Source organism: Cellulosimicrobium sp. MI9406, from assembly GCF_040595865.1.
Classification (GTDB): domain Bacteria; phylum Actinomycetota; class Actinomycetes; order Actinomycetales; family Cellulomonadaceae; genus Cellulosimicrobium; species Cellulosimicrobium funkei.
Genome location: NZ_JALIZI010000011.1, coordinates 69,987 through 96,288 on the forward strand (window position 1 = coordinate 69,987; position 26,302 = coordinate 96,288).

At 74.6% G+C, this 26,302-nt stretch carries 22 protein-coding genes and 2 tRNA genes; 14 read left to right on the plus strand and 10 right to left on the minus strand.

Features of this window, described 5'->3' with window-relative positions:
• Nucleotides 1-336: 336 nt before the first annotated feature.
• Complete coding sequence (locus MT994_RS18445) at nt 337-5,454, plus strand: glycoside hydrolase domain-containing protein (RefSeq protein WP_354807442.1); 5,118 nt, start codon at nt 337-339, stop codon at nt 5,452-5,454.
• 118 nt (nt 5,455-5,572) lie between these two features.
• Nucleotides 5,573-6,166 (plus strand): YdeI/OmpD-associated family protein, encoded by a 594-nt coding sequence (locus MT994_RS18450; RefSeq protein WP_354807443.1) that lies wholly within the window; start codon nt 5,573-5,575, stop codon nt 6,164-6,166.
• Between the two features lie 30 nt (nt 6,167-6,196).
• Here the strand turns inward: MT994_RS18450 and MT994_RS18455 are convergent, their stop codons facing one another.
• Nucleotides 6,197-7,024 (minus strand): aminoglycoside 3'-phosphotransferase, encoded by an 828-nt coding sequence (locus tag MT994_RS18455; protein ID WP_354807444.1) that lies wholly within the window; start codon nt 7,022-7,024, stop codon nt 6,197-6,199.
• A gap of 87 nt (nt 7,025-7,111) precedes the next feature.
• A complete protein-coding gene (locus tag MT994_RS18460) occupies nt 7,112-8,050 on the minus strand; it encodes a 3-methyladenine DNA glycosylase (protein WP_354807515.1) in 939 nt (312 codons plus the stop codon).
• Between the two features lie 258 nt (nt 8,051-8,308).
• Between MT994_RS18460 and MT994_RS18465 the strand changes: the two genes are divergently transcribed.
• Nucleotides 8,309-9,385 carry a DUF4190 domain-containing protein gene (locus tag MT994_RS18465; RefSeq protein WP_354807445.1) on the plus strand — a complete coding sequence of 359 codons (1,077 nt, stop codon included), beginning with the start codon at nt 8,309-8,311 and terminating at the stop codon, nt 9,383-9,385.
• Nucleotides 9,386-9,413: 28 nt separating this feature from the next.
• A complete protein-coding gene (locus tag MT994_RS18470; RefSeq protein WP_354807446.1) occupies nt 9,414-10,358 on the plus strand; it encodes a hypothetical protein in 945 nt (314 codons plus the stop codon).
• Nucleotides 10,359-10,382: 24 nt separating this feature from the next.
• Here the strand turns inward: MT994_RS18470 and MT994_RS18475 are convergent, their stop codons facing one another.
• The 3 genes from MT994_RS18475 to MT994_RS18485 all read right to left on the minus strand — a co-directional run bounded on the left by MT994_RS18475 (nt 10,383) and on the right by MT994_RS18485 (nt 13,078).
• On the minus strand, nt 10,383-10,763 hold the full coding sequence (locus MT994_RS18475; RefSeq protein WP_354807447.1) for an MmcQ/YjbR family DNA-binding protein: 381 nt from the start codon (nt 10,761-10,763) through the stop codon (nt 10,383-10,385).
• 76 nt (nt 10,764-10,839) lie between these two features.
• Nucleotides 10,840-11,847 (minus strand): aldo/keto reductase, encoded by a 1,008-nt coding sequence (locus tag MT994_RS18480; protein WP_354807449.1) that lies wholly within the window; start codon nt 11,845-11,847, stop codon nt 10,840-10,842.
• A gap of 10 nt (nt 11,848-11,857) precedes the next feature.
• The gene (locus MT994_RS18485; protein ID WP_354807451.1) at nt 11,858-13,078 is read right to left on the minus strand and encodes a heparan-alpha-glucosaminide N-acetyltransferase domain-containing protein; all 1,221 of its coding nucleotides are present in this window, start codon (nt 13,076-13,078) and stop codon (nt 11,858-11,860) included.
• A 129-nt stretch (nt 13,079-13,207) separates the two neighbouring features.
• Between MT994_RS18485 and MT994_RS18490 the strand changes: the two genes are divergently transcribed.
• The 5 genes from MT994_RS18490 (at nt 13,208) to MT994_RS18510 (ending at nt 17,973) form a co-directional block, all read left to right on the plus strand.
• Nucleotides 13,208-14,098: a methyltransferase domain-containing protein gene (locus tag MT994_RS18490; RefSeq protein ID WP_354807452.1), complete on the plus strand. Its 891-nt coding sequence runs from the start codon at nt 13,208-13,210 to the stop codon at nt 14,096-14,098.
• A gap of 31 nt (nt 14,099-14,129) precedes the next feature.
• Entirely contained in the window at nt 14,130-14,912 is a 783-nt protein-coding gene (locus MT994_RS18495) for a fumarylacetoacetate hydrolase family protein (RefSeq protein ID WP_354807454.1), read from the plus strand.
• 3 nt (nt 14,913-14,915) lie between these two features.
• Nucleotides 14,916-15,197 carry a hypothetical protein gene (locus MT994_RS18500; protein ID WP_354807455.1) on the plus strand — a complete coding sequence of 94 codons (282 nt, stop codon included), beginning with the start codon at nt 14,916-14,918 and terminating at the stop codon, nt 15,195-15,197.
• Between the two features lie 488 nt (nt 15,198-15,685).
• A complete protein-coding gene (gltX, locus tag MT994_RS18505; protein ID WP_354807456.1) occupies nt 15,686-17,188 on the plus strand; it encodes a glutamate--tRNA ligase in 1,503 nt (500 codons plus the stop codon).
• Nucleotides 17,185-17,973, plus strand: a complete 789-nt coding sequence (locus MT994_RS18510; protein WP_354807458.1) for an HAD family hydrolase — start codon at nt 17,185-17,187, stop codon at nt 17,971-17,973. Before gltX ends, MT994_RS18510 begins: the two co-directional genes overlap by 4 nt.
• A 184-nt stretch (nt 17,974-18,157) precedes the next feature.
• Here the strand turns inward: MT994_RS18510 and MT994_RS18515 are convergent, their stop codons facing one another.
• Nucleotides 18,158-19,414: a putative sulfate exporter family transporter gene (locus MT994_RS18515; RefSeq protein WP_354807459.1), complete on the minus strand. Its 1,257-nt coding sequence runs from the start codon at nt 19,412-19,414 to the stop codon at nt 18,158-18,160.
• Nucleotides 19,415-19,483: 69 nt separating this feature from the next.
• On the opposite strand from MT994_RS18515, the gene MT994_RS18520 reads away from it, so the two are divergent.
• Nucleotides 19,484-20,407, plus strand: coding sequence for a LysR family transcriptional regulator (locus MT994_RS18520; protein ID WP_354807460.1), 924 nt, complete (start codon nt 19,484-19,486; stop codon nt 20,405-20,407).
• 9 nt (nt 20,408-20,416) lie between these two features.
• Here the strand turns inward: MT994_RS18520 and MT994_RS18525 are convergent, their stop codons facing one another.
• On the minus strand, nt 20,417-21,112 hold the full coding sequence (locus MT994_RS18525; RefSeq protein WP_354807461.1) for a hypothetical protein: 696 nt from the start codon (nt 21,110-21,112) through the stop codon (nt 20,417-20,419).
• A 202-nt stretch (nt 21,113-21,314) separates the two neighbouring features.
• Here MT994_RS18525 and MT994_RS18530 point away from each other — a divergent pair.
• Nucleotides 21,315-21,386: transfer RNA gene (locus MT994_RS18530), tRNA-Gln, on the plus strand.
• A gap of 100 nt (nt 21,387-21,486) precedes the next feature.
• Nucleotides 21,487-21,559, plus strand: a tRNA-Glu gene (locus MT994_RS18535).
• Nucleotides 21,560-21,757: 198 nt separating this feature from the next.
• Here the strand turns inward: MT994_RS18535 and MT994_RS18540 are convergent.
• The 3 genes from MT994_RS18540 to MT994_RS18550 all read right to left on the minus strand — a co-directional run bounded on the left by MT994_RS18540 (nt 21,758) and on the right by MT994_RS18550 (nt 23,786).
• Nucleotides 21,758-22,720 carry a PH domain-containing protein gene (locus MT994_RS18540; protein WP_354807462.1) on the minus strand — a complete coding sequence of 321 codons (963 nt, stop codon included), beginning with the start codon at nt 22,718-22,720 and terminating at the stop codon, nt 21,758-21,760.
• A gap of 2 nt (nt 22,721-22,722) precedes the next feature.
• A complete protein-coding gene (locus tag MT994_RS18545; protein WP_163187158.1) occupies nt 22,723-22,890 on the minus strand; it encodes a hypothetical protein in 168 nt (55 codons plus the stop codon).
• A 176-nt stretch (nt 22,891-23,066) separates the two neighbouring features.
• Nucleotides 23,067-23,786, minus strand: a complete 720-nt coding sequence (locus tag MT994_RS18550; RefSeq protein ID WP_034654517.1) for an IclR family transcriptional regulator — start codon at nt 23,784-23,786, stop codon at nt 23,067-23,069.
• Nucleotides 23,787-23,947: 161 nt separating this feature from the next.
• Between MT994_RS18550 and leuC the strand changes: the two genes are divergently transcribed.
• Both leuC and leuD read left to right on the plus strand, forming a co-directional pair.
• Nucleotides 23,948-25,429, plus strand: coding sequence for a 3-isopropylmalate dehydratase large subunit (leuC, locus tag MT994_RS18555; protein ID WP_061266852.1), 1,482 nt, complete (start codon nt 23,948-23,950; stop codon nt 25,427-25,429).
• 57 nt (nt 25,430-25,486) lie between these two features.
• A complete protein-coding gene (gene leuD, locus MT994_RS18560) occupies nt 25,487-26,122 on the plus strand; it encodes a 3-isopropylmalate dehydratase small subunit (RefSeq protein ID WP_354807464.1) in 636 nt (211 codons plus the stop codon).
• Nucleotides 26,123-26,302: the final 180 nt, after the last annotated feature.

The following is a 26,302-nucleotide window of genomic DNA, read 5'->3' on the forward strand; positions in this document are numbered from 1 at the left end:
GACGAGTCTGTCAGGTGTCGCGGAGGCCGGTCGCCGGACCGGCGCTGCGGGGGGCCCGGGGGACCGAGAAGGGGGTTGATAGCGCTGTCAACGTGTGCGAGGGTAGGCCCGGACGTGCACTGGACGTGCGTCCAGCCTCCGCGTCACCGACGACCACCGAGCCCACGCCGCCGTGGGACGGAGGGAGCACCCCGTGCGGCCACCCGCAGATCACCTGCTCGTCACGTGCCCCTGACAGGGTGGCGCGGGGCCGCCCCCGCCCGCCCGCGCCACCTCACCCCCGACCGAACCCGGCCACCGCGGCGCCCCCGCCGCCGGCCCCTGCCCGAGGACACCATGGCCCCCAGCCTGCCGACCCCCCGAACCCTGCACCCGAGACCCCTGACCCCCGGCACCACGACCCCGGACCGCCCGCGCCGACCAGCCCCGCGGCTGGTCGCGGGTGCGCTCGCCGTGGCGCTCGCCGTCGTCGGCCTCGCGCCCGCGACCGCCGCGAGCGCCGCCCCCGAGCCGCCGTCGGCCGACTACGCGTCCCTGGTCGACGTCTTCGTCGGCACCGAGGGCGACTACGGCAACGACATGCCGGCCGCGCAGGCGCCGAACGGCCTCGCGAAGGTCAACCCGCGCACGACCCCGGGCCGGAACAACACCGGGTACGACTACGCGCAGTCGAAGATCTCGGGCTTCACGCACACCAACCTCGACGGGGTCGGGGGCTCCGGCGGCGGCGGCGACCTCCTCGTGGTCCCGACGTCCGGGTCGTACACGGCGCGCCCCGGCACGGGCACGTACGCGCACCCGTTCTCGCACGACGACGAGCAGGCGGGTCCCGGTTTCTACTCCGTCGGGCTCGGCAACGTCGCGGGCAAGGACGGCGCGATCACCGGCGCGCCGGGCACGATCGAGGCCGAGGTCGCGGCGACCACGCGCTCGGGCGTGCACCGCTACGCGTTCCCCGCGGGCTCGACGCCGAGCCTCGTCGTGGACCTCGAGACGAACAACACGAGCCGCCGGTCGTCCTCGGTGCAGGTCGAGACGCGCACGGACGGCACCGTGGAGCTGTCCGGACAGGTCACGGGCTACTTCTACAACGCGGCCTACACGCTGTACTACACCGCGCGCACGCTCCAGCCCGCGACGGTGCAGACCTGGGGCGACGACGACCGGCTCGTCGACGCGACGGCCCAGGACGGCGTCGACACCGGCGCGATCCTCACGTTCGACCCGGCCGACGCCGGGGAGATCGGGCTCCAGGTCACCCTGTCGCCGGTGAGCGTCGAGCAGGCGCGGATCGACCAGCAGGTCGAGCTCGGCGACCTGTCGTTCGACGCGATCCGTGACCGCACGCGCGCGGAGTGGAACGCGACGCTCGGGCGGGTCGCGATCGACGCCTCGACCGCGACGGATCCGACGGGAGAGCTCCAGCAGCTCTTCTACACGCACCTCTACCGCATGTTCGCCATGCCGATGAACGCGACGAGCACCTCGGGCACGTACCGCGGCGTCGACGGCGCGGTGCACGCCGCGCAGGGCTTCACGTACTACGACTCGTGGGCCACGTGGGACGACTTCCGCAAGTTCTCCGTCATCGCGTACATCGACCCGGCGCTGTACCGGGACATGGTGCAGTCGCTGATCTACCTGTTCGCGGACGCCGAGGCGACGGGGACCGGCGGCGGGCTCGGCGGGTTCGTGCACTCCGTCCCGACGGTGCGCTGGGAGCGGTCGTCGGTCGTGGTCGCGGACGCGATCGCCAAGGGCTTCGACGGGTTCGACCGCCTCGACGAGGCGTACCCGGCGCTGCAGCGGCTCGTCGGGCAGTACAGCGCGGACGAGCTCCGGCGCGGCTACGTGGCGGGCAACCCCGGCGCGTCGGTGCAACGGGGCTACGACCAGTACGGCCTCTCCGTGATCGCGGACGAGCTCGGGCTGACCGACGAGGCCGAGACGCTGCGCGAACAGGCGTCGTGGCCGATCGACAGGCTCACGAAGCCGGGCGCGTGGACCGCGGCCGACGGCACCCCGGTCGGCCTCCTCACCCCGCGTGCGGCCGACGGCTCGTGGCAGAGCGCCGACTACGCGAAGTTCGAGGCCGCGAGCCTCTACCAGGGCACGCTCTGGCAGTACCACTGGTACGACGCGTACGACATGGACGCGCTCGTCGAGGCGATGGGCGGCCCCGAGGCGGCGAGCCTCGCCATGCGACACATGTTCGGTGAGCACGCGCCGGACGACGGCACGGCCATGCTCCACTCGAACGCGAACGAGATCGACCTCCAGGCGCCGTACCTGTTCAACTACACGGGCGAGCCGAGCCTCACGCAGAAGTGGACGCGCGCGATCTACACGAAGGAGACCTGGAACCGGTACATCGCGACGGGCTCCTCGAGCGCCGTGCCGAGCGGAGGCGGCGAGTTCACGCCGCCCGTGAAGACGAAGGTCTACCGGCTCGACCCACGCGGGATGCTCCCCACGATGGACAACGACGCGGGCACGATGTCGACGATGTTCGTCGCCGCGGCCGTCGGCCTGTTCCCGGTGACCGCGGGCTCGTCCCAGTTCCAGGTCGGGTCGCCGTTCTTCGACGCGACGACCATCACGTACGACGACGGCAGCGCCTTCACGGTCACGGCCGACGGCGTCTCGGAGGACGCGTTCTACGTCCAGTCCGCGACGCTCGACGGCGCGACGTTCGGCAACACGTGGGTCGACTACGCGACCGTGGTCGGCGGAGCCGACCTCGCGTTCCGCATGGGCGAGCAGCCGAGCGACTGGGGCACGGACACCGCGCCCGCGTTCTCGATGAGCACCGCGACCGAAAAGCCGGCCGAGGGACCGCGCGTCAGCGCCGAACCGACCACCGTGCAGACCGGCGACGGCGGCGCGCTCGACGCGACCGTGACGCTCACGCTCGACGGCGCCCGCCTCGCCGCGCCCGCCGGTACGGACCTCGTCACGAGCGGGGCGGCGACCGTCGTCGGGCTGCCCGACGGCGTCACGGCGGCGGTGACGGTCGCGTCACCGACCGCGCTGACCGTCTCCCTGACGGGGACCGTGTCCGCGGACGCGCGCTTCTTCGTGCACCTGCGCGACGCCGCGCTCGCCGACGGCGTCGCCGCGGCGTCGCTCCAGGGACAGGGCGTCTCGGTGCGCTCGCCCCTGCGGCTGTCCGTGGCGTCCGCCGAGCGCGACGCGCTCGCCGCGCTCGTCGACGACGCCGTGCTCGTGCGGCACGGAAACTACTCCTCGGTGACGTTCGACCGGTTCTCCACCGCGCTGACGAAGGCGCAGGAGGCCCTCGGTGACGAGGCCGCGACGAGCATCGCGCTGCGGTTCGCGGCCGACCGGCTCGGTGCGGCGGCCGACGCGCTCGACCTCACGGGCGGCGGGTACCGCACGCTCGAGGGCGAGCAGTCCGAGGCGTGGTCGGGCGGGGAGCTGAAGAACGAGGCGAACAGCTCGTCCGGCAACCTCGGCGGCGTGCGCTCCGGGTCGTGGGTGCAGTACCGCGACATGACCTTCGAGACCGCCGCCGGGGACACCCCGCCGCGCTTCCTCACGGTCCGGTACGACACGAGCTTCGCCCCGACGGACACGCCGAGCACCGTGCGCGTGCACGCGGGCGACGTGAGCGGCCCTGTGGTCGCGACCGTCGACCTGAAGGGCACGAGCGGCTGGGGCAAGTACACCGAGGTCACGGCGGAGCTCGGCGACGTGCAGGCGCTCGTCGACGCGCAGGTCGTCACGTTCGAGCTGCTCGCGCCGTCCGGGCGGAGCTGGGTCGGCAACTTCGACTGGTTCCGGTTCAGCGCCGAGGACCCGGCTGCCCCAGGTCAGCCGGGCGAGTCCCCGACGGTGACGATCGAGGCCGAGGACTGGACCGCGAGCTCCGGTCGCGGGCTCAAGAAGGAGTCCTCGACGTGGACGAGCGGTCCGGTGACGAACGTCGGCGGCACCGCGGACGGCGACTGGATCGCCTACGGCGAGGTCGACCTCGGTGAGCTCCCGCTCGGCGAGCTGTCGGTCCACTACGTGCACAACGCGAACCGCTCCGGGAAGAACTCGGCCCTGTCGGTGTACCTCGACGCGTTCGACCCGGCGAACCCGGGGGAGCCGTTCGTCACCGTGCCGCTGCCGACGACCGGGTCGAGCTGGACCGCGGACGGGACCGCGACCGTCGTCCTGCCCGAGACGGTGCAGGGGACGCACGAGGTGTTCGTGCGCCTGTCGACCGAGCCGTACGCCGACCACCCGTACGTCGCGAACCTCGACAGCCTGACGTTCGCGCCGGGCGGCCCGACGTCGGTCGTCGTCGAGTCCGAGGCGTGGACGTCGAACTCCGGCCGCGGGCTGAAGAACGAGAGCTCGACGTGGACGAGCGGTCCGGTGACGAACGTCGGCGGCACCGCGGACGGCGACTGGCTCGCCTACGGCGAGATCGACCTCGGCTCCGCCGCGCTCGACCAGCTCTCGGTCCACTACGTGCACAACTCGAACCGGTCCGGGCGGAACTCCGCGCTGTCGGTGTACCTCGACGCGTTCGACCCGACGAACCCGGGCGAGCCGTTCGTCACCGTCCCGCTGGCGAACACGGGGTCGAGCTGGACGACGGACGGGACCGCCGTCGTCGACCTGCCGAGCACGGTGCGCGGCAAGCACCAGGTGTGGGTGCGCCTGTCCACCGAGGCGTACGCCGACCACCCGTACGTCGCGAACCTCGACAGCATGCGGTTCTTCACCGACGCGTACGACGTCGAGGCTCCCTCCACGGACACCGCGGCGCTCGCCGCGTCCGTCGAGGACGCCGAGGCGTTCGAGGCGGAGATCGAGCGGTACGGCCGGATCGACGCGGGCGTCTTCTCGCGCGAGCTCGCGGCCGCGCGGTCGCTCCTCGCCGACGCCGGCGCCACCCAGGCGCAGGCCGACGAGCGGGCCCGGCGCCTCGGCCTGGCGACCGACCAGCTCGTGCCCGCCGAGCGCCGTCGGCTCGAGAACCTCGTGGCGAGCGCCGAGGCCCTGACCGACGAGGGGTACAGCCCCGAGTCCTGGCAGGCCTTCCGCACGGCTCTCGCCGCGGCGACCGGGACGCTCGACGACGCCGCGGCGTCCGACGCGGCGCTGCGCGACGCGCGGCTCGCGCTCCAGGGCGCCGTCGACGCCCTGGAGGAACCGGCCGACGTCGTGCTCGTCGAGGTCGAGGTCAGCCCGCGCTGCCTCGCCGGCAAGCCCTACGTCGCGGTCCGCGCGGTGAACGTCTCCGACGCGGCCGTCGACGTCGAGCTCGCGTCGTCGCTCGGCACGAGGTCGTTCACCGGCGTCGCGCCGGGGGCGAGCGCGTACCAGTCGTTCGCCGCGCGGTCCGCGACGGGCGACCTGGACGTCACCGTCACGGCGACGGGGGCGGACGGGACGCAGACCGTCGAGCAGGTCGTCACCGTCCCGTCCTGCTCCTGACCGCAGGACGCACGACCGACCCGGGAGGCGCCGACGGGGCGCCTCCCGGGCCGGCACCCTGGCGCCTCCGCGGCGGACCGGGCACGCTGGTGCCCCGACCGACGACGGAGGCGCCACCGTGACCGAGGAGTACCAGGGCCGGCCCGCGTTCCACGCGCAGACCCCCGCCGAGTGGCGGGCGTGGCTCGCGGCGCACCACGACGACGCCGAGCCCGGGGTCTGGCTCGTCACGTGGCGCCGCGAGAGCGGCCGGCCGACGTTCGGGTATGAGCCGTGGATCGAGGAGGCGCTGTCCTACGGCTGGATCGACGGGCAGGCCGCGACCGTCGACCAGGACCGGCACGCGCTGTGGTTCACGCGCCGCCGTCCCGGTTCCCGGTGGACGCGCCTCAGCAAGGAGCGGGTCGCGCGCGTCGAGGCGGACGGACGCCTGACGGACGCGGGGCGCGCCGTCGTGGAGGCGGCCCGGGCGGACGGGTCCTGGACCCGGCACGACGACGCGGAGGCGCTCGTCGTCCCCGACGACCTCGCCACGGCGCTCGGCGAGCGGCCCGACGCGCGGGCCCGCTTCGACGCCTTCACGCCCGGCGTCCGGCGCTCGATCCTCGGCTGGATCGTCGAGGCGAAGCGGCCCGACACCCGGGCACGCCGGATCGCGGAGACCGCCGAGCTCGCCGAGCAGGGCGTCGCCGCCCACCAGCCGCGTCGCTGACGGCGCACGGCGGTGCGCCGCACCCCGCCGTCACGACAGGTCCCAGAGCAGCCGGTAGTACGCGATGCGCTCCGGGTCGGGCTCGACGCCGTAGCCCGCGTAGACGTGGCCGTCGTACCCGGGGCCGTAGTTCCACTCCGTGCTCCACGCCGCGACGGCGAGGTCAGCCCAGCGGTCCGCGACCCCGAGCGATCCGAGGTCGACGTGCGCGGCGAACGTGCCGTCGTCGTGCAGGAGCGTGTTCGGCACGCACGCGTCCCCGTGGCACACGACGAGGCGGTCGACCGGGGGAGCGTCGTCGAGCCGGGCGCGCGCCTCGGCGACGGCCAGACCACGGTGCTCGGGGAACCACTCGTCGGGCCCGTGCCCGCGCGCGAGGCGGTCGTCGGCCTGCGCCACGCGCTGCGCGACGGACCACGTGAAGGGGCACGACGCGACCGGGAGCGCCTCGTGCAGCGCGCGCAGCCCGCGGCCGATCGCGGTCGCCGCGACGGCCGGGTCGCCCGCCCAGCGCGCCTCGACCCCCGACCGCCCCGCGACGGCCCGCGTCACGAGCCACGAGCCGTCGTCGTCCGCGCCCTGGTCGAGCACGCGCGGCACCGGGGTCCGGTCGCCGACCCACGCGAGCCGCTCGGCCTCCGCGGCCAGGTCGATCTCCGGGACGCCCGCCGGGACCCACTTCGCGTACCGGACCGGTCGCCCGGCCTCGCCGCCGCGGGGGTCGAGGCGGAACGTCAGCCCGCCGACGGTGTTGCGCCAGACCGGGGTGACGACGTCGTCCCCCGCGAGCGCGCGGACGACGGCGGGGACGGCCACGGGTCCGGTCGGGATCTCGGCGATGGTCTCGGCGCGGCTCACGCGGGCGATCCTCGCACGCGGTCCGTCCGCCGGTCACGGGCATTCCTGGCGCGACATCGGCCACCCGGTGCACCGGTCGTCGGTGCGTCAGCGGGGAGGGCGGGCGGCCGCGTCGCCGTCCGGCGGGAGCAGCGCGTCGCACACGGCGACGAGCCGCTCGCGCAGCGCCGCCCCGCGGGCGGCGAAGGCGCGCTGGTGCCGCACGTACTCGGCCTTGCCCTCGGGCGTCTCGATCGCGACGGGCTCCAGCCCGTACGACGACACGTCGTAGGGCGACGCCTGCATGTCGACGACGCGGACGTCGCGCGCTAGCTCGAACGCGTCGAGGACGACGTCGCCGGGGACGGCCGGCGTGAGCTTGAGCGCCCACTTGTAGAGGTCCATCGTCGCGTGCAGGCACCCGGGCTGCTCCAGGGCGGGCTGCGTCTCGCGCGTGGGCCGCAGGCGGTTGAGCGGCCCGGCCTCGGGAGTGAAGAAGCGGAACGCGTCGAAGTGGGAGCACTGCACGGGGTGGTCCTCCACGACCCGGTCCGTCCCGTCGTGCCCGAGCCGCAGGGGGAGCGGGTGGCGGTGGTCGCGCCCGGCCGCCTTGTCGCGGTAGACCATGGCCCACTCGTGGAGCCCGAAGCAGCCGAACCGCCCCGGGCGAGACGCCGTCGCCGTGAGCAGACCGCGCAGGTACCGCACGGTGTCGCCACGGTCGGCGAGGAACGCGTCGGTGTCGAGCGTCAGGCCGTCGGTCGTGCGGCGGTACCAGCGCCAGCCGGCGCGGTCGGTGGACGGGCCGGGAGCGTCGTCGCCGCCCGGTGCCGCACCGCTCGCGGCCGTGGGCGGGGGAGCCAGCACGACGCCCGGTCCCGGGTGCCAGCGGCGGAGCTGGGCCGGGCGCGTGGGGTAGTAGGTGAAGAGGAAGTCCTCGATCGCGTGCGTCTGCCCGAGCGGCTTGCGGTGCCGCCACCCGGCCGTGAGCGCGTCCGCGCGCTCGGCGTGGGCGCGCTCGCGCTCCGCCCACTCCGCGGCAGGCAGCACGACGGGCCCGACGAGGGGCGTCGTCCGGGGGGTCGCGGGGGCGGTCACAGGCACGTATCCAGGGTACGAGAGCCCGCGGGCGTGCCGTCGCGGCGGACTTTCACCCGCCGTGCGGTTTTCCCGATGTGGGCACGACCGGGAAGAATGGTGGTGAACGTGCTGTGAAGACCCGGCGCGTCAGGCCGGCCGGCCGCGCGTCGGCCGTCCACCCCGATCCGAACGACCGATCTCGCGGCGAGGCCGCAGAGGAGCACCATGTCGCAGCCGCCCACGGCACCGCAGGACCCCTACCAGTTCGACCCCTACCGGCCCCAGGACTCGGACCCGGCGCGGCAGGAGCACGGACAGGGGCAGGACGCGTGGGTGCCGCAGGGGGAGCCGCAGGCCCAGCCGTACGGCTCGCCCGACGCCGCGTCCGGCGCGCACGGGTACGGCGGCACGCCGGAGCAGGCGCCCTACGGCGACCCGGGCTACGCGCCCTACGGCGCGGACCCGCAGACGGCGTACGGACAGCCGGGCTACGGTCAGCCCGCTGGTGACCCTGCGCCGGGACACGCGCAGCCGTACCCCGCCGCGGGGGCGCAGCAGCCGTACGGCCAGCCCTACGGCGACCCCGCCCAGCAGCCCTACGGCGCCGCGCAGCAGCCCTACGGGAGCCCGTTCGGGAACGGCTACGCCCCGTACACCGCGCCCGCGTCGTCGACCCCGACGATGGCGATCGTCGGCTTCGTGCTCGCGATCCTCGGCTTCCTGGGCAGCTGGATCCCGTTCGTCAACATCTTCGCCGCAGTCATGGGCATCGCGGGCGTGGTGCTCGGCTTCGTCGGGCTGTCGCAGGCGAAGCGGGGCCGGTCGGGCAAGGGCTTCTCCATCGCGGCGATCGTGCTCGGTGTCGTGTCCGTGCTCGTGACGATCCTCGTGTGGGTGCTCTTCGTCATCGCGGCGAACGAGGCCTCGTCGCAGTACGAGCAGTCGCTGGCGGAGATCCAGGAGGACTCCGACCGTGCGCTCGGCGAGTCGACGGACGAGATCCTCGCGAACGACCTCGAGGTCGAGATCGGCACGTTCGAGGGCACCGCCGACGAGTTCGGCTGGGTGGAGTCCGCGCTGCCGGTCAGGCTGACCAACACCTCCGACGAGCCGCTGACGTTCGACCTCGACATCGACGCCGTCGCGGCCGACGGCACGGTCGTCGAGTCCGACTTCGCCTACACCGACGAGCTCGCGCCGGGCGAGTCGACGACGGTCGAGACCTTCGACTTCATCGACTCCGAGAACCTGGAGGCGATGAGGACCGCGACCTTCGAGGTCACGCGCGTGAGCGCGTACTGACCGGCGCTGAGCACCGAGGGACGGACCGGTGAGCACGAACGACAGAACCCCGCCTGACGGCGCGGCGCCCGCACCTGCCTGGGGCACGGCGCCCGGCGCGGCGGGGGAGCGCGAGCCCGCGTCGTCGGCGCCGGACCCTGCGGAGACCTCGCCGCCCGCGGACGGCGGGGAACCCCCGGCCTCCGGCGACCCCGAGCCCGCACCGACGGCGCAGCCCGCGCGGGCCCGGCGGCCGGGGACGGGCGTCCTCGTGACGGCGTGCCTCGGCGTCCTGCTCGTCGGGGCCGTCCTCCTCACCGAGGCCATGACGGCCCGCATGGGCTGGGCGCACGTGGGCTGGCTCTACCCGGTCGCCGGAGCCGTCGTGCTCACGGTCGGCGCCGTCGCCTGGCGCCGGGGCACGCGCGGCGTGCCGGGCGCGACGCGCGCGCTCGTCGCGCTCCTCGCGGGGACGGCCGTCGTCACGACCTGGGTGGCCGTCGACCTCGTGCCCGCGTCCGGTCCCGGCTACGGCGTCGGCAGCTCGCTGCGCGGCTACCCGCTCGGCGGCGGGTCCGACGACGGCCCGGAGATCACGGCCGTGTCCGACCGCGTCTGGTTCGGCGACTCCGTCCGGTACGCCGACGGCCTCGTCGTCTCCCTCTCGGCCCCGCAGGCGTACACGCCGAGCGAGCACGCGGCGGTGCGGGACGGCGACCCGCCGGACTCCGTGCGCGTCCGGGTGCGCCTGACGAACGGCACGGGCCGCGCCGTCGACCCCGGGAGCATCGACGTGCAGCCGGTGTCGGGCGGCCTCGTGGCCCGGCGGGTGTACGACTACGCGCCGGACGTCCTGCTCGAGCGTCCCGACCTCGTGGCGCGGGGGTCGAGCGGCGAGTGGGACCTCGTGTACGCCGTCCACGACCCGGAGGACGTCACGGTGGCGCTGGAGCCGACGTGGGCGAACTACGCGGTGGCCGTCTTCTCCTGGTGACGCCTCTCCCGACGTGCGCAGGCGTCACTCCGTGCGCCGCAGGTACTCCTGCGCGAGGCGGTGCGGGGCGCGGGCGAGCCACGCGTCCTGCACGAGCTCCTCGAGCTCTGGCACAGGGACCCGGTCGAGCCGCGCGAGGACGATCGGGTACCCGTCGAAGTGGCTCGTCGTGAGGAACGTGCCGGGGTCGTCCTGGATCAGCGCGGCCTTCTCGCCCTCGTCCGCGACGCGCAGCGCGACGGGCGGCTCCGCCGGGGCTGCGGCGCCCAGCTCGGCGAGGTCGCGCGGGCGCAGGGGGCGCTCCCACACGAAGAGCTTGCCGTGCACCGTCCACCGTCGTGCGTCCTTGAGCGCCGTGTCCGGCAGCACCGTCACGACCCGTCCGACGTCCTCCCACGAGGCCATGCCCCCACGGTAGGCAGCCGGTCGCGGTCGGGCCACACGACCGGCCGCCAGGCCGGCAGGAGCGCGGTGGGGCGGGTCAGAAGGGCGCGACCTTCCCGAGCGGCGGGAAGATCTCGTCGAGCTCGGCGAGGTCCTCGTCCGTGGGCCGCCACGCGCCCGCGGCGGCGTTCTGCCGCACCTGCTCGGGCTTCGTCGCACCCGCGATGACGCTCGACACCTGGGGTCGGGAGAGCAGCCACCCGAACGCGACCTGCACCTCGGTGATGCCGCGCACCTGGCAGAACGCGCCGAGCCGCGCGAGCGCCTCCCAGGGCGCGGACTCGAGCAGGTGCGGCTTGCTGCGCACGAGCCGGCCGTCGTCGGGCCGCGCGCCGTGCGCGTACTTGCCGGTGAGCAGGCCGTTCGCGAGCGGGAAGTACGGCAGGACGCCGAGCCCGTACGCCGCCGCGGCAGGCAGCACCTCGAGCTCGGCCGCGCGGTCGACGAGGTTGTACTGGTTCTGGGCGGACACGAACCGCACGGTGCCCGCCGCGCGCGCGACGAGCTCCGCTTCCGCGATCTGCCACCCCGCCCGGTTCGAGTGCCCCACGTAGAGGACCTTGCCCGCGCGCACGAGGTCGTCGAGCGCCGCGAGCGTCTCGTCGATCGGCGTCCGCGGGTCGGGGGTGTGGAACTGGTAGAGGTCGATGCGGTCGGTGCCGAGGCGGCGCAGCGAGTCCTCGACCGCCCGCACGACGTAGCGGCGCGAGCCGCGCGCGTCGAAGTCCGCCCCCGCGGCCCCGCGCATCGACATGCCGAACTTCGTCGCCACCACGACGTCGTCGCGCCGCGACCCGAGCGCCTGGCCGAGCAGCTCCTCGCTCAGACCCGGGCGGCCGCCGTACGTGTCGGCCGTGTCGAAGAACGTCACGCCCGCGTCGAGCGCGGCGTCGACGACGGCGCGCGTGCCCTCCAGGGTCTCCGTCGCCGTCGCGGGGCGTCCGAAGTTGTTGCACCCCAGCCCGACGGCGGACACCGCCAGGCCGGACCGGCCCAGGCGGCGCAGGGCGGGGCGGGGTGCGGGGTCGTCGCTCGTGGTGGTCATGCGGCCGACCCTACGTCGACCCGCGCGACGACGTGACGGCGGAGGCGCGCGCCGCGACGGACGCGACGAGCCGTTCCAGCGGGCCGCGCCCGATCGCCCAGCGCCACAGGGTCGCGACCACCAGCGTCGCGAGCACGAGCGCGAGGAGCGGCCCGTTCGTCGTCTGCTCGTACGCCGCGTCGCCCCACGCCCACAGGACGACGATCTGGGCCGAGTAGACCGTGAGCGCCATGGCGCCGACCGCGGCGACGGGGGCGAGCACCCAGCGACCCACCCGGCCCGCGAACAGGCACAGCCCCAGCACCGCGACGGCGAACCCGCCCGACCCCACGACCTCCGGGAGGGTGTCCGTGTGCGGGCCCGCGAGCCAGAGGTACGCGCTAGTCGGCCACGGGTCCGCCCACCCGAGCGGCTCCGGCCGGTACGCGCTCGACCACACCGCGGCCGCGTCCTCCACGGCCTGCGCCCTGCCCAGAGGACCCGTGAGCGCCGCCGAGACGCCGTACCCGAGCCCGGCCGCCAGCAGCCCGCCGGCGACCAGCGCGACGCGCGTCGTCCTCGCGCCGAGGTCGGACCGGCCGATCGCGATCCCGACGAGCACGTACGCCATCCACACCACCGCCGGGTAGTGCCCCGAGACGAGGAAGTCCGTGAGCGCGCCCGACCCGTCGTCGGGCAGGTGGAGCCCGGCGCGCGCGAGCACCTCCGGGAGCCACAGGGCGAGCACCGGGCCTACTACGGCGACCACGCCCGCGAGGACCAGGAGGTCCCGGCGCCGCCAGCGCAGGAACGGCAGCGCGAGCACGAAGTAGGCGGCGTAGAAGCCGAGGATGAGCAGCACGCGCGTGCCGAGCAGGTCCAGCAGCCCGGCCAGGGCGAGCAGGAGCACCGCGCGCACGAGGACCCGGGTGCGGTTCTGGAGCGCGGGCAGCCCGTCGAGCGGGGTGCGTCCGCCCGAGACGAGGGCGAGCGACACCCCGGCCACGAGCGCGAAGAGGACCGACGAGCGGCCGTGCGACAGCGAGAGCCAGCCGGAGACCTCGCCGAAGTCGTCCGTCGTGAAGCCCACGTGCGCCGCGAACATCCCGAGGACCGCGACCCCGCGCGCGACGTCGAGCCCTGTGACGCGGCCCGGCCCGCCGAGCAGGAGCGCGGCGTGGCGCCGCGCGAAGCCGGCGGAGGGGCGAGCAGGGTCGCCCGGGGCGGAGGTCGTGCCGGTCGCGGCCGTCATGGGGGGATTGTCCGTGCGCGGGCGCGCTCCCACCCCGCCGCCACGCCGGGGACGAGCCGCGCGGGGACCGCGCGCCCAGAGTGTGAGAACGGGGTCGAGAACGCCGCACCCGCGGCCTACGGTGCGGGTATGACGCACACCCCCCACGGCGCCGACGAGGCCGCCGAGCACCACGCCGACGCCCCCACCGGGGCAGGCAGCGACCCCGCGCAGGAGTCCGAGTCGTACACCCACGGCCACCACGAGTCCGTGCTGCGCTCGCACCGCTGGCGCACGGCCGAGAACTCGGCCGGCTTCCTCCTGCCGCACCTGCGCCCCGGCATGAGCCTCCTCGACGTCGGCTGCGGCCCGGCCACGGTCACCGTCGACCTCGCCGACCGCGTCGGCGACGGGCGGGTCGTCGGCGTCGACGCGTCCGAGGCCGTCCTCGACAGCGCGCGCGAGCTCGCCGCCCAGCGCGGCACCGCGAACATCTCGTTCCAGCACGCGAACGCCTACGAGCTGCCGTTCGCTGACGGCACGTTCGACGTCGTCTACGCCCACCAGCTCCTGCAGCACCTGTCCGACCCGATCGGCGCGCTGCGCGAGATGCGGCGCGTCACGAAGCCGGGCGGCCTCGTCGCCGTGCGCGACGCCGACTACGCCGCCATGACCTGGTACCCCGAGTCGCCGGGGCTCACCGAGTGGAACACGCTCTACCACGAGGTCACCCACGCCTACGGGTACGAGGCCGACGCCGGCCGTCGCCTCTTCTCCTGGGTGCAGGCCGCCGGGTTCCCGCTCGACGGGATCGAGCCCAGCGCGAGCACCTGGTGCTACGCCACCCCCGCCGACCGCACGTGGTGGGGCGGCCTGTGGGCCGAGCGGTGCGTCGCGTCGAACTTCGCCGTCCAGGCGAAGGAGTCGGCGCTCGCGGACGACGTCGCGCTCGAGCAGCTCGCGCAGGACTGGCTGCGCTGGGCCGAGGAGCCCGCGGGCTGGTTCGCCGTCCTCAACGGCGAGGTCCTCGCCCGCGCGTGATCGACCGGGCACGGCCGGATAGCCTGGGCCCGTGCGCATCGCGAGATTCACCACCGGAGACGACCCCCGCTACGCCCTCGTCCAGCAGGAGGGGGACCGCACGTACCTCGCGGTCCTCACGGGCGACCCGCTCTACATGCCCGTCACGCCGACGGGCGAGCGCGTCGAGCTGGGCGACGGCGTCCGGCTCCTCGCGCCGGTGATCCCGCGCTCCAAGGTGGTCGCCGTGGGCCGCAACTACGCGGGCCACGCGAAGGAGATGGGCAACGACGTCCCGTCGAGCCCGCTGCTGTTCCTCAAGCCGAACACGTCGGTCGTCGGCCCGGACGACCCGATCGTCCTGCCCGACTTCTCGCAGGAGGTCTCGTACGAGGCCGAGCTCGCGGTCGTCATCGGGCGCCTCGCGAAGGACGTGTCGCCCGAGGCCGCGCCGGCGTACGTGCTCGGGTACACGGTCGCGAACGACGTCACCGCGCGCGACGCGCAGCGCACCGACGGCCAGTGGGCGCGCGCCAAGGGCTTCGACTCCGCGTGCCCCCTCGGGCCGTGGATCGACACCGACCTCGACCCCGAGGACGTCGGCGTCCGCAGCCGCGTCAACGGCGAGGTCAAGCAGGACGGCCGCACGAGCGACATGATCTTCGACATCCCGTTCCTCGTGTCGTACGTCTCCGAGGCGATGACCCTGCTGCCCGGCGACGTCATCCTCACCGGCACCCCGGCGGGCGTCGGGCTGATCGACGTCGGCGACCGCGTCGAGTGCGAGGTCGAGGGGCTGGGCGTCCTGAGCAACCCGGTCGTCCGGCGGGCCTGAGGGATGGTCCCGGGGCCGTTCCGGACGGTCGTCCGGTGGGCGACGGCCGGCGCGGTCGTGCCGAGCCTCCTGCTCGCGCTGTGGGGTTCGGTCGTCGCCCTCGCCGGCGGTACCGGGTTCATCGACGCGCTGGGCGCCACGATGCTCGGCCTCCTCGTGGTGGCGCCCAGCGGAGCAGCCGCGGGGCTTCTCCTGGGCGTCGTGCACGTCGTCGTGCGGTCTCGTCGGCGGCCCCCGGCTCGCACAGCCGCCGCGGGTGCGGTCGCCGAGAGCCACCGACGGTGAGGCATCGGCCGGGGCGCGCCGTCGCGCGGTGGGCGGCCTGGGCCGCGGCGGTCCCGTGCGCGGTCGTCGTCGTGCTCGTGATCCTCGCGGTAGTCGCCGGCGGCGTCCCTGCCGGGGAAGCCCTGTCCTACGGGATCGTCCTCGCGATCGTCGGCGTCCCGATCTGTGCGCTCGCGGGGGCAGCGCTCGGCGGACTGGTCGTCCTCGTGCGCACGCGGCCGCTGGGCGGTCCTGTCGCTCGTGCGGGCGACGGTGGACGAAGTCCAACTACCGACGGCGGTCGAGCGGCGGATCGTCGTCCGGCACGTGTCGGGCGACGAACAGGTCTTCGTCTGACGGGGACTTCCGGCGCGACCGGTCGAACTTCCCGCGACACCGTCCCGCTGCCTGCGCCCGCTGCGGACCCGGCAACGCGCGACTGAGACGACGACCGGGGCCGCGCCGGACGCCCGGGCGGGGGGCGGCGTCGGGCAACTAGGCTGGGAGCCGTGATCCCCGCACCTGGTTCCTCGCCCGTCCGCGTCCGCTTCTGCCCGTCCCCGACCGGGACGCCGCACGTCGGGCTCATCCGCACCGCGCTGTTCAACTGGGCGTACGCGCGGCACACGGGCGGCACGTTCGTGTTCCGCATCGAGGACACCGACGCGGCGCGCGACAGCGAGGAGAGCTACCAGCAGCTCCTCGACGCGCTGCGCTGGCTCGGGCTCGACTGGGACGAGGGCGTCGAGGTGGGCGGCCCGCACGAGCCGTACCGGCAGTCGCAGCGCGCGGACATCTACCAGGACGTCATCGCGCGGCTCGTCGAGGGCGGGTACGTGTACGAGTCGTTCTCGACCCCGGAGGAGTCCGACGCGCGCAACGCCGCCGCGGGGCTCAAGACGAAGGGCTACGACAACTTCGACCGCACCCTCACGGACGAGCAGAAGGCCGCCTTCCGCGCCGAGGGTCGCGAGCCGGTGCTGCGCCTGCGGATGCCGGACGAGGACATCACGTTCACCGACGTCGTGCGCGGGGAGATCACGTTCAAGGCGGGCTCGGTCCCGGACTACGCGCTCGTGCGCGCGAACGGGCAGCCGCTCTACACGCTCGTGAACCCGGTGGACGACGCGCTCATGGGCATCACGCACGTGCTGCGCGGGGAGGACCTGCTGTCCTCGACGCCGCGCCAGATCGCGCTGTACCGGGCGCTGCTGGAGATCGGCGTCGCGCACGTGATGCCGGAGTTCGGCCACCTCCCGTACGTCATGGGGGAGGGCAACAAGAAGCTGTCCAAGCGCGACCCCGAGTCGAACCTGTTCCTGCACCGCGAGCGCGGGTTCACGCCCGAGGGCCTGCTCAACTACCTCGCGCTGCTCGGCTGGTCGATCTCGCCGGACCACGACATCTTCACGGTCACCGAGATGGTCGAGGCGTTCGACGTGCACGACGTGCTGCCGAACCCGGCGCGCTACGACCTCAAGAAGGCCGAGGCGATCAACGCGACGCACGTGCGGATGCTCGCGCCGGAGGACTTCCGCGACCGCCTCGTGCCGTACCTCCACGCGGGCGGGCTCGTCCCGGCGGACTCGTTCGCCGACCTGTCGCCCCGCAACCAGGAGATCCTCACGGCGGCCGCGCCGCTCGTCCAGGAGCGCATGGTGCTGCTGGGCGAGTCGGTCGGGATGCTGGGCTTCCTCTTCACGGCCGACGACGCGCTGACGGTCGAGGAGGACGCGCGCGGCGCCCTGCGCGACGACGCGAAGGACATCCTCGCGGCGGCGATCGCCGCGCTCGACGTGCTGCAGGACGACGAGTTCGTCACCGCCGCCATCGAGGAGCGCCTGCGCGACGCGATCGTCGAGGGCATGGGCGTCAAGCCGCGCTTCGCGTTCACGCCGCTGCGCGTCGCGCTCACGGGCCGCCGCGTCTCGCCGCCGCTGTTCGAGTCGATGGAGCTGCTCGGCAAGGGCTCGACGCTGGAGCGCCTCGTGCGCCTGCGGGACGCGCTGTGACCGACGCCGCGGCCTCGGCGGGCGCGCCGCTCGAGGGCGTCCTGTTCGACGTCGACGACACGCTCGTCGACACGCGTGCCGCGTTCGCGCAGGCCATCGCCGCCGCGTCGCGCGTGTGGCTGCCGCACCTGCCCGAGGAGCGCTACGACGAGGTCCTCGCGCTGTGGCGCGCCGACCCCAACGGGCACTACCGCGCGTACACGCGCGGCGAGGTCGACTTCGACACCCAGCGCATGGCGCGCGCCAACGAGCTCCAGGCGGCGTTCGGCGGCGAGCTGCTCGACGACGCGGCGTACGTCGACTGGAAGGACCTCTTCTGGGGCACGTTCGAGGCGTCGTGGACGGCGTTCGCCGACTCCCGCGGTGTCGTCGACGCGCTCACGGGGGCCCGGGTGCGCGTCGGGTCGCTGACGAACGCGCGCGTCGAGCTCCAGACCCGCAAGCTCGCGGCCGCGGGCCTGGCCGACGTGCCGCTGCTCGTCGGGGTGGACACGCTCGGCTTCGGCAAGCCCGACCCGCGCGTGTTCGCCGAGGCGTGCCGTCGACTCGGCACCGACCCGGCCCGCACCGCGTACGTCGGTGACGAGCTCGACGTCGACGCGCGCGGCGCGCTCGCCGCGGGCCTCGTCGGGGTGTGGCTCGACCGCCCCGGCACCCGCCGCGGCGGCCCGCACCCGGAGGACCCGACGTCGGCCCGCGCGTCGGGCGTGCACGTCGTCCACGGCCTCGACGACCTCCCTGCGACGCTCGGCGTCGCGGCGGCGCAGACCCCCGCGCCGAGGTAACCCCCGGCCCTGCGAGGCACAGCCCCCGCCCGCGAGGTAGAGCCCCCGCCCCGTGAGGTAGAGCCCTGGTTCCGCGAGGTAGATCCCTGGTCATGACCAGGGATCTACCTCGGCGTACCGGGCCTCTACCCCGGCCTACCGGGGCGTTCCCCGGGAGACCGGAGGGCTCTCGCTCGTGGGGCGGTCAGGCGAGGAGCAGGACGCCCACGAGGGCCGTCGCGGTGACGAGCACCGCGGAGAGGGCGCCCAGCACGAGCGACCGCCGCCCGGTGCGCACGAGCGTCGGCACGTCCACGCCGAGCCCGAGGGCGAACATCGCCGCGACGAACGCGAGCGTCGAGGCCGTGACCAGGACGGCGAGCACCGGCGCGGGCACCACCCCGAGGCTGCGGAGCGCGACCGCCGCCACGAACCCCACGACGAACCACGGCACCGGGGCGACGCGTCGCTTCTTGGCCTCCGCACCGGCACCCACGCCGCGGGGCTCGCCGTCGTCCGCACCGGTCGACGGCGCGGCGCCCGGCGCCCCGAGCGCGCTCGTGGTCGCGAGCGCCGACGCCGCGCGTCGGGCCCCGCGGGCCACGACGACCCCGGCGACGGCGACGAGCGGCGCGAGGAGGGCCACGCGCGCGAGCTTCGCGACCGTCGCGGTGGCGAGCGCCGGCGCGGAGATCGTCCCGGCCGCGGTGACGACCTGCGCGACCTCCTGGACGCTCGCGCCGATCCAGAGCCCGGCCCGGTCGTCGGTGAGCCCGAGCAGCCCTGCGAGCCAGGGCAGCACGACGATCGCGAGGGTGCCGTAGACGGTGACGAGCGCGAGCGCGGTGGCGACGCCGTCGTCGTCCTCGCGCACCTCGTCGGGCGTGCGACCCGGCCGGTCCACGACGCCCTGCATCGCCGAGATCGCGGCGGCCCCGCACACGGAGAAGCCGGTCGCGACGAGCAGCGTCGTCACGCGCGGCACGCGCAGCACGCGGCCGAGCGCGAGCGTCCCCGCGAAGGTGACGGCGAGCGTCGTCGTGACGACGACGAGCCCGCGCCAGCCCAGCCCCAGCACCTCCGGGAGGGAAAGCTGGAAGCCGAGCAGGACGACGCCCACCCGGAGCACGACGCGCGACGTCCACGCGACGCCGGGACGCGTCGCGGCGACCGTCGCCCCGCCCCGCCGGGTCGTCGCGAGCCGGCCGAGCGCCGGGGCGACGAGCGCGCCCAGGACGAGCGCGACGACGAGCGGGGACACCGTCGGGACCAGGCGCGCGCCCGCGAGCACGAGGAGCGTCGCCGCGCCGACGAGGACGAGCCCGGGGACGAGCGCGCGCGGCCCGCGCGGTGCGTCGGGGCGCCGGTCGGGTGCGGGCGCCGGGGGAGCGGCCGTGGCCACCGGGGCGCCTCGGGTCGCGAGGGCCTCCGTGCGCGTCGAGGGAGGTGCAGGGTGGTTCATGCTTCCAGCGTGCTGCGGCCGGTGTGGCGGCAGAAGAGCGATTTCCCTCGCGAGGCATAGAGTGGGCCTATGGCCCCGACCGCCCGCGACAGGACGTCCCTCTCCGCGCTCGAGCTGCTCGTCGCGACCGACTCGCACGGGTCGATCAGCGCGGCGGCCCGCGCGCTCGGCGTCGCCCAGCCCACGGCGTCGGCGGGCCTGCGCGCGCTCGAGCGCCGCCTCGGCCTCGACCTCCTCGAGCGCACGACGCGCGGGTCCCGGCTCACCGAGACCGGCCGCGCGACGGCGGCGTGGGCGCGCGAGGTGATCGAGGCCTCCGACCGCTTCGAGACCTCCGTCGCGGCGCTCCGCGACGCCCCGGCGGCCCGGGTGCGCGTCGCCGCGAGCCTCACGGTCGCGGAGTACCTGGCGCCGCGGTGGCTCGCGCGGCTCGCGCTCGAGGGGGTGCCGGGCGGCGGGGCTCCCGACGTCGAGCTCGTCGTCCGCAACTCGCGCGAGGTGACCGACCTCGTCCTCGACGGCGGCGTGGAGCTCGGGTTCGTCGAGAGCGCGACGCTGCGGCGCGGGCTGCGTAGCCGCACCGTCGCGCACGACCGGCTCGTCGTCGTCGTCGGTCCGGCGCACCCCTGGGCGCGCCGCAGCGCCGTGCGCGTCGACGAGCTGCTGTCCGGGGGGCTCGTCGTACGCGAGCGCGGCTCGGGCACGCGCGAGACGCTCGAGCGCGGCCTCGCGGCGCTCGGCGAGCGCCTGCCGGACCACCTGCCCTACCTCGGCTCCACCGCGGCGCTGAAGACGGCCGTGCAGCACGGCGGGGCGGTCGCCGTGCTGTCGAGCCTCGCCGTCGCCGACGACGTCGCGCGGGGCGCCCTCGTGCGGGTCGCGGTGCCAGGGCTCGAGCTGGACCGCCGGCTGCGGATGGTCTGGAAGGACGGCACGGCGCTCTCCTCGGCCGCGCGCCGCATCGCGGCGGCTGCCGCCGCGGCGTCGGGCTGACGGGCCGGCTCAGCCCGGCGCGTCCGCGCGCACGCTCGCGTCCCAGCGCCAGCGCGTGCGCCGCGGCCGACCCGGGAGCTCGCCCCGGCCGGTCGCCCAGAGGAGCACGGCGTCGGGGTCCTCGTCCGGACCCGTCCCGACGTCGGGGAACAGGCGCGTCAGCGCCCGGGCCGCCAGCCCCGGGGGGAACGGGGTGGGTGCGTGCGTGAGCCCGAGCAGGACGTCGTGGCCGTGCACGAGGACCTCGACGACCCCCATCGCCGCGAAGCCGTCGGCGTCCGAGACCCCGTACGGGTGGAAGGCGCGCGCGTCCGCGGGCCGCGTCTCGGCGAGCGTCGCGAGCAGCTCCCCGCCGCCGACGAGCGCCTCGACGAGCCCCGCCGTCCCGGCCGCGCGGTCGACGTGCGCGATCTCGCCCTCGCCCCGGGGGCCCACGAGCGGCACGTACGCGAGCGCGGGGAGCGCCGCGAGCTGGAGCGCGTAGGCGAGGAGGTCGTCCACGACGTGCTCCGTCGTCGTCCAGCACGACCAGCGGACCGGCCCGGCCTGCGCGTCGAACGCCGACACGGGCTGGTCCACGAGGCGGTCGGCGAGCCATCGGACGGCCACCCGGACGTCGTCGCCCGTGACGACGCCCGCTGTGCTCGGCGCGGCGACGGGTCGATCCGCGGGCGCACCAGGGTCCGGGGGGTGTCCAGGGCTCATGCCCTGACGGTGCCAGACGGCGGCCGTGCCCGTCGACCGCAGGACGCGCGCGTCGCCCGGCCGCTCGGGCGCGCGGAGCGCATTTGGTCCGCGTCGGCATGTCCGGTAATGTTCTCGGCCGGTGGGACCTCCACGGGAGGGAGCCAGGGGACGGGTCTATGACTCGTCGTCACGGCCTCTCGACGCGGATCGGTTACCCCCTTGGGGTATGGTGTAATTGGCAGCACGAGTGATTCTGGTTCACTTAGTCTAGGTTCGAGTCCTGGTACCCCAGCGAAGAGCTCCGGCTCTGGATCTCGCGGTCAAGACCGCGAGAAACATGAGGTAGAGTTCTCACCGGAGAAACGGACCGGAAACGGTACGAAGCTCCACAGGCCCCCATCGTCTAGCGGCCTAGGACGTCGCCCTCTCACGGCGGTAACACGGGTTCAAATCCCGTTGGGGGTACAGAAGAAGGCCCGGTCACCATCACGGTGACCGGGCCTTCGTCGTTTCTTCTTGATGCCCGACGCCCGATGCCCGATGACCGCGCGTCGATCGACGACGTGCCGTGGCCGATGCCCGGTGTGACGCACGTCGCGTAGCGGGCGAGACCCCGCGAGGGTCAGCCTCGGGCTGTGCCGTCGGGCGGGTGGTGCGGTCGGGTCAGGGAGCGTCGTCGCGCCCGGGGCCGGGCTCGTACGGCTTCGGGATGGGCGTCGACGACGGCCGTGGGGGCGTGACCGGCACGTACGTCGCGCGGTGCTCGCCGGAGACCGTCCAGCCCTGCTCGTCCTCGCCGGGCCCCGCCTGCCGGCCGTCGGGACGCACGGTGTCCCGCGCCGCGTGAGCGTCGCCGGTCACGGGGATCGGCTGGGTGGGCCCGCTCGAGGCGCCGGCGGACCGGCCGGGCACGACGACGACCCGCGGGTCCGACGGGAGCGGTGCCGGGGGAGGCGGGGTCGTGGCGGCCGGGCTGCGTCCGTCCCACGCGGGCGCGGGCTCGACCGGAGGCGGCTCGGCAGGCTGCGGCGGGCGCGGCGCGGGCGGCGGCACGGTCGCGGGCAGCGCACCCGCCGTCGTCGCAGCGGCCCCGCCCGGGCCGACCGGCGCTCCCCCCGGGCGGACGCCCGGGATGAACAGCGTGTCGCACAGCAGGCGGTAGGTCCGGTCGGGTCGTGCGACCCAGTCGATCTGGCGCAGCGCCTGGTCCTGCCCGGCGGACTCGAGCAGGAACTGGCCGTAGCCCAGCACGCGCCCGACGAGCGAGCGCCCGTAGTTCATGTCCGTCACCTTGGTCAGCGGCATCATCGCCACCTTGTGCGTGATGAGGCCGTAGAGCAGGAGCAGGCGCTTGTCCGTGGCGACGAACCACTCGTTGCGCCACTCGAAGACCTTCCACACCAGGCGCGCGGCGAGGATCAGCCACAGCCACCACAGCACGAGCACGCCGTCGCCGACCGCGGGGCCGGCCTGCACGACGAGCCAGGCGATCACGACCGCGCCCGCGACCGTCGTCGCGACGGGCTCGACGAGCATCCCCCAGTGGTGGCGCGTCGCGATCACGACCCGCTCGCCGTTGAGCACGTAGCGGTCCAGGATCCTGCTGCGAGGTCCGCCGCGGGCCACGGTCAGTCCAGGAGCGAGCTGAAGAACTGGCCGATCGAGCGGAACGCCCCGACGATCACGTCCCAGATGCCCTCGACGATGTCGGCCGCGCGGTCCGGGCTCGTGACGATCGCGTACACGGCGAAGATCACGAGGACCCAGATCAGGGCGGCCTTCAGCTTCGGGTGCATCGGAACTCCTCGTGTCTCGGGATCGGACGGTCAGCGGTCGCCCCCGCGACCGCTGCGCTGTCCGGGCGTCGGGCACGCACAGCATGGCAGCAGCCGGGGACATTTTGACAGGGCGCGTCCCGTTTGCGGCCCGCGGCACGCCGACGCCGGCCCGGTGCGGGCCGGCGTCGGCGTCCTCACTCGCCGGCGCGGCGCAGCACCTCGGTGAGGCGGTTCGCGGCGGCGACGACCGAGCCGGAGTGCAGCCGCCCGGGCTGGCGGCTGAGGCGCTCGACCGGGCCCGAGATGGAGACGGCGGCCACGACCCGGCCCGACGGGCCGCGCACGGGCGCGGAGACCGACGCGACGCCGAGCTCGCGCTCGGAGACGGACTGGGCCCACCCGCGGCGTCGGACGCCGGAGAGGATCGTGGCGGTGAAGACGGCCTCGCGCAGCCCGCGGTGCAGCCGGTCCGGCTCCTCCCACGCGAGGAGGACCTGGGCGGCGGAGCCCGCGTTCATGGTGAGCGTCGCGCCGACGGGGATCGAGTCGCGCAGGCCGACGGGGCGCTCGGCGGCCGCGACGCAGATGCGGTGGTCGCCCTGGCGGCGGTAGAGCTGGGCGCTCTCGCCCGTGTGGTCGCGCAGCGCCGTCAGCACGGGGTTCGCGGCGGCGAGCAGGCGGTCCTCGCCGGCCGCGGTCGCGAGCTCGTTGAGCCGGGGGCCGAGGACGAACCGGCCCTGCATGTCGCGCGCGACCATGCGGTGGTGCTCGAGCGCGACGGCGAGGCGGTGCGCCGTCGGGCGGGCCAGGCCCGTGGCCGTGACGAGCTGGGCGAGGGTGGCAGGTCCGGACTCCAGGGCGCCCAGGACGGAGGCCGCCTTGTCCAGCACTCCGACTCCGCTAGTATTGTCCATAGGTCGATATTGACGTCTCACGCAATGAGATGCAAGTCCGGCACGGATGTTCCACCCGCTGGACGTCTTCCCCGGCAGGATGCCGGACGGCGGACCATCGACCCAGGCGGCTCTCCGTACCCCCCAGGAGGACCGTGACAGACGACGAGGAGATGAGCTACATGGCCGGCACGCTGGCGGAGAAGGTCTGGGACGCGCACCTGGTGCGACGAGGCGCCGACGGGTCGCCCGACCTCCTCTACATCGACCTCCACCTCGTGCACGAGGTCACCAGCCCCCAGGCGTTCGAGGGGCTGCGCCTCGCGGGCCGCCCGGTCCGCCGCCCCGACCTCACCATCGCGACCGAGGACCACAACACGCCGACGCTCGACATCGACCTGCCGATCGCGGACCTCACGAGCCGCACGCAGATCGACACGCTGCGCAACAACGCGCGCGAGTTCGGCGTCCGCATCCACTCGCTCGGCGACGCCGACCAGGGCATCGTGCACCAGGTCGGACCGCAGCTCGGGCTCACCATGCCCGGCCTGACGGTCGTGTGCGGCGACTCGCACACCTCGACGCACGGCGCGTTCGGTGCGCTCGCGTTCGGCATCGGCACGTCCGAGGTCGAGCACGTGCTCGCCACGCAGACGCTCCCGCTCGCCCCGTTCAAGACCATGGCGATCAACGTCGACGGCGAGCTGCCGCCCGGCGCCACGAGCAAGGACATCATCCTCGCGATCATCGCCAAGATCGGCACCGGCGGCGGCCAGGGCTACGTCCTGGAGTACCGCGGCGAGGCCATCCGCAAGCTCTCCATGGAGGCGCGGATGACGATCTGCAACATGTCGATCGAGGCGGGCGCGCGCGCCGGCATGATCGCCCCGGACGACACCACGTTCGAGTACCTCAAGGGCCGCCCGCACGCGCCCGAGGGCGCCGACTGGGACGCGGCCGTCGAGTACTGGCGCACGCTGCGCTCCGACGACGACGCCGTGTTCGACACCGAGGTCACGCTCCGCGCGTCCGACCTCGAGCCCTTCGTCACGTGGGGCACCAACCCCGGCCAGGGCCTGCCCATCTCCGCGACCGTGCCCGTCCCCGAGCAGATCGCGGACGAGAACGAGCGCGTCGCCGCCGAGCGCGCGATCGAGTACATGGGTCTCACGCCCGGCCAGCCGCTGCGCGAGATCCCCGTCGACACCGTGTTCATCGGGTCGTGCACCAACGGTCGCATCGAGGACCTGCGCTCGGTCGCGAAGGTCGTGCAGGGCAAGAAGAAGGCCGACGGCGTCCGCGTCCTCGTCGTCCCGGCGTCCGCGCGCGTGCGCCTCCAGGCCGAGGCCGAGGGCCTCGACCAGATCTTCCTCGACTTCGGCGCGGAGTGGCGCAACGCCGGCTGCTCGATGTGCCTGGGCATGAACCCCGACCAGCTCCAGCCGGGCGAGCGCGCCGCCTCGACGTCGAACCGCAACTTCGAGGGCCGCCAGGGCAAGGGCGGGCGCACGCACCTCGTGTCGCCGCTCGTCGCCGCCGCCACCGCGCTGCGCGGGACGCTCTCCTCGCTGAGCGACCTCGACCTGCCCGAGGGCACCGACATCACGTCCTTCGACGGCACGCCGCTCGCGCCGCTCGACCCGCGCGTCCTCGTGCAGGTCTGAGCCACCCGCGCCGCGCTGCCCCACTCGTCGCCCCGAAGACCCGAAGAGGTTCCTGCCATGGAGAAGTTCACGACCCACACCGGCGTCGGCGTCCCGCTGCGCCGCAGCAACGTCGACACCGACCAGATCATCCCCGCCGTCTACCTCAAGCGCGTGACGCGCACCGGGTTCGAGGACGCGCTGTTCGCCGCCTGGCGCGGCGACCCCACGTTCGTCCTCAACCAGGACGCCTACCGTGCGGGCTCCGTGCTCGTCGCCGGGCCTGACTTCGGCACCGGCTCGTCGCGCGAGCACGCCGTCTGGGCGCTCAAGGACTACGGCTTCCGCGTCGTCCTCGCGTCGCGCTTCGCCGACATCTTCCGCGGCAACTCGGGCAAGCAGGGCCTCGTCGCGGGCATCGTCGCGCAGGAGGACGTCGAGCTGCTCTGGAAGATCCTCGAGACCAACCCGGGCACCGAGGTGACGGTCGACCTCGTCGCCCGCACCGCGTCGGCGCTCGACGTCACCGTGCCGTTCCACATCGACGACTACACGCGCTGGCGCCTCATGGAGGGTCTCGACGACATCGGCCTCACGCTCCAGCACGAGGACGAGATCTCCGCGTTCGAGGCGACGCGCGCGTCGTGGCGCCCGAAGACGCTGCCGGCGAAGACGCTGCCCAAGGTCGAGATCGAGGCGGCGCGGCCGGTCTGATTCTTCGGGTCCGTGGTCGGGCTCTGGGGTGGTGACGACGGGTCTACCCTCCGCAGGGCTCGTCCCTCGCCCTGCTCCCGCCAGGCCCGCCACGACCCGTCGTCACCACCCCAGAGCCCGCCCGTGATCGTGTCGCCGACACGTCGCGCGGCCGAGCCCGTGCGTGCGTCGCCTCGCCCC

Bases quoted from the DNA above. Each gene is read 5' to 3' on its own strand.
- MT994_RS18490 (WP_354807452.1), top strand. From the start codon at position 13,208: ATGACGCACACCCCCCACGGCGCCGACGAGGCCGCCGAGCACCACGCC.
- MT994_RS18475 (WP_354807447.1), bottom strand. From the start codon at position 10,763: ATGGCCTCGTGGGAGGACGTCGGACGGGTCGTGACGGTGCTGCCGGAC.
- MT994_RS18515 (WP_354807459.1), bottom strand. From the start codon at position 19,414: ATGAACCACCCTGCACCTCCCTCGACGCGCACGGAGGCCCTCGCGACC.
- MT994_RS18480 (WP_354807449.1), bottom strand. From the start codon at position 11,847: ATGACCACCACGAGCGACGACCCCGCACCCCGCCCCGCCCTGCGCCGC.
- MT994_RS18445 (WP_354807442.1), top strand. From the start codon at position 337: ATGGCCCCCAGCCTGCCGACCCCCCGAACCCTGCACCCGAGACCCCTG.
- MT994_RS18465 (WP_354807445.1), top strand. From the start codon at position 8,309: ATGTCGCAGCCGCCCACGGCACCGCAGGACCCCTACCAGTTCGACCCC.
- MT994_RS18520 (WP_354807460.1), top strand. From the start codon at position 19,484: ATGGCCCCGACCGCCCGCGACAGGACGTCCCTCTCCGCGCTCGAGCTG.
- MT994_RS18485 (WP_354807451.1), bottom strand. From the start codon at position 13,078: ATGACGGCCGCGACCGGCACGACCTCCGCCCCGGGCGACCCTGCTCGC.
- MT994_RS18500 (WP_354807455.1), top strand. From the start codon at position 14,916: ATGGTCCCGGGGCCGTTCCGGACGGTCGTCCGGTGGGCGACGGCCGGC.
- leuC (WP_061266852.1), top strand. From the start codon at position 23,948: ATGGCCGGCACGCTGGCGGAGAAGGTCTGGGACGCGCACCTGGTGCGA.
- MT994_RS18545 (WP_163187158.1), bottom strand. From the start codon at position 22,890: ATGCACCCGAAGCTGAAGGCCGCCCTGATCTGGGTCCTCGTGATCTTC.
- MT994_RS18550 (WP_034654517.1), bottom strand. From the start codon at position 23,786: ATGGACAATACTAGCGGAGTCGGAGTGCTGGACAAGGCGGCCTCCGTC.
- MT994_RS18525 (WP_354807461.1), bottom strand. From the start codon at position 21,112: ATGAGCCCTGGACACCCCCCGGACCCTGGTGCGCCCGCGGATCGACCC.
- leuD (WP_354807464.1), top strand. From the start codon at position 25,487: ATGGAGAAGTTCACGACCCACACCGGCGTCGGCGTCCCGCTGCGCCGC.